This is a genomic window from Kitasatospora sp. NPDC004799 (assembly GCF_040609095.1).
In the GTDB taxonomy this organism is placed as follows: domain Bacteria; phylum Actinomycetota; class Actinomycetes; order Streptomycetales; family Streptomycetaceae; genus Kitasatospora.
Genome location: NZ_JBEXJK010000690.1, coordinates 1 through 2363, shown reverse-complemented (window position 1 = coordinate 2363; position 2363 = coordinate 1). Strand labels below are relative to the sequence as shown.

Annotated in this window: 1 protein-coding gene; it reads right to left on the bottom strand. The window is 76.2% G+C overall.

The features are described from left to right. Positions 1 to 91 precede the first annotated feature (91 nt). Entirely contained in the window at positions 92 to 2275 is a 2184-nt protein-coding gene (locus ABZW03_RS39935) for an MMPL family transporter (protein WP_355269660.1), read from the bottom strand. Positions 2276 to 2363 lie beyond the last annotated feature (88 nt).

Here is a 2363-nt window from a genome sequence, read left to right as displayed (position 1 = left end):
CCCCCCCCCCCCCCCCCCCCCCCCCCCCCCCCCCCCCCCCCCCCCCCCCCCCCCGGCGGGGGGGGGGGGGGGGGGCGCCCCCCCGCCGCGGTCAGCCGACCGGCTGGCGCACCCCCTCGGCGGCCGGCTCGGCGGAGGCCGCCGGGGCGGCCGGACCGCCCTCCATCCGGTCCAGCCGCAGCGCCGAGTGCAGCCGGCGCAGCGGCGCGGGCGCCCACCAGGTGGCCGAACCGAGCAGCCCCATCAGCGCGGGCACCAGCAGGGCCCGCACCACCGTGGCGTCCAGCAGCACGGAGAACGCGGCGCCGAGCCCCAGCTCCTGGACGAACACCAGCCGGGACATCGCCAGCGCGCCCACCGCGACGCAGAACAGCACGGCGGCGCTGGTGACGGTGGAGCCGATCCGCGACAGCCCGTCGGCCACCGCCTCCCGCTCGCCCCGGCCCGCCGCCCGGGCCTCCTTGATCCGCCCCAGCAGGAAGACGTTGTAGTCGGTGGAGAGGCCGAAGGCGAGCGCGAAGACCAGCACCGGCGTGGTGGTCTCCAGCCCGCTGTGGGCGGCGAAGCCGAGGTTGCCGTCCTGGAAGACCCAGACCAGGAACCCGAACGCGGCGCCGGTGGAGAGCAGGTTCATCACCAGGGCCAGCAGCGGCAGCAGCACCGACCCGGAGAAGGCGAACAGCAGCAGCACCGTCACGCCGGCGAGCACGCCGAAGGCGAGCGGCAGCCGGTCGGCGATGCTGCTCCGCTGGGCGAGGAAGTCCGCCGTCGTCCCGGTGTAGCGGGCGGTGACGGGCGCCGCCACGTCCTGGACCCGCTCGCCGGTCCTCAGCGCCGGCTCGTCCAGCGGGTTTCCGGCCAGGACCGCGTCGACCTCCCAGTGCGCGGCGTCCAGCTGCCGCGGCTCGCCGACCGACTGCACCCCCGGCACCGCGGCGACCCGCTGGGCGTACTCGGCGAGCCCGGCGCCGTCCGGGGTGTCGAGGACGATCTGGACCGGGCTGGTGGCGAGTTCGTCGAAGTCGGTGCCGAGCCGCGCGGCGACCTGGCCGGCGCTGATGTCCTTGGGCAGCGAGGTCGGGTCGACGCCGGTGAACCGCACCCCGGTCAGCGGGGAGGCGATCAGCAGCAGGACGGCGGTGGCCACCAGGGTGAAGACCGCGGGCCTGCGCATCACGGCCGAGGCCAGCCGGTGCCAGCGCCCGGCGGCGGCCTGCCCGGCCGTCGCGGAGCGCTGCCAGCGGCGCGGCGCCAGCGCGTTGATCCGGTGGCCCAGCACGGCGAGCAGCGCGGGCAGCCCGAGCAGGGCGAACAGCGCGGCCGAGACGACGGTGATCACGCCGGCCAGGCCCATGGACCGCAGGTACGGGTGCGGGAACACGGTGATCGCGAGCAACGCGGCCGCCACGGTGAGCGCGCTGAACAGCACGGTGCGGCCGGCGGTGGCGACCGTGCGCCGCAGCGCCTCGGCGCCGGGGCCGTGCTCGGCCAGCTCCTCCCGGTAGCGGGTGACGATCAGCAGGCCGAAGTCGATGGACAGGCCCAGCCCGAGCGCGAAGGCCAGGCTCATCGCCCCGGTGGAGACGTCCATCACGGTGGTGGCGACCCGCAGGCCGGCCATGGTCAGCAGCAGCGAGACGACGGCGCCCAGCAGCGGGACGAGGGCGGCCACCAGGCCGCGGAAGACCAGGAACAGCGCGAGCAGGATGACCGGCGTGGCCATCCCCTCCGCCTCGGCCAGGTCGGTGTCGGAGACCTGGGCCACCTGGACGTGGCCGGGCGTGGCACCGCCGAGCCAGGCCCGGCCGTTCAGTGCCGGGTCGTCCTCGACGGCCTTCTGGAGCTCCTGCTCGGCGGTCTTCGTGTCGGCCTCGGCCATCGGGCGCACCGCGCCGACGACCACCGTGCTGTGCCCGTCGCGGGCGATCAGCGCCGGGTCGGCCGTGTAGTCGACGACCTGCTTCACCTCGGGCCGGTCCTTCAGCAGCCGGACGGCCGCGGTCACGGCGGCGGGCGGTGCGCCGGTGCCGGGCAGCTGTTCGTCGGTGCGGACCAGCAGCAGGTAGCCCTGCTGGGAGTCGATGCCGGTGGCGCGGGTGATCGTGTCCCGGGCGACGACGTTGCCGCCGCCCGGGTCGTCGTAGTCGGACAGCCCGTTGGTGAGCCTGTCCCCCACCGAACCTCCGAACACCGCGGCCAGCACGGTGATCAGCAGGGTCAGCAGCAGGGACGCTCTCCGTCGCCCGTGCAGGGCGGAGCCCAGAGCGGTGAACATCGGTCGATCCTTCCGGCGCGGGGGCGGGGGGGGGGGGGGCGGGGCGGGGCCCCAGGCACACAAAACCCCACCCCCCCCCGCCACACCA

Coding starts and splice junctions, on each gene's coding strand:
- ABZW03_RS39935 (WP_355269660.1), bottom strand. CDS start 2,275: ATGTTCACCGCTCTGGGCTCCGCCCTGCACGGGCGACGGAGAGCGTCC.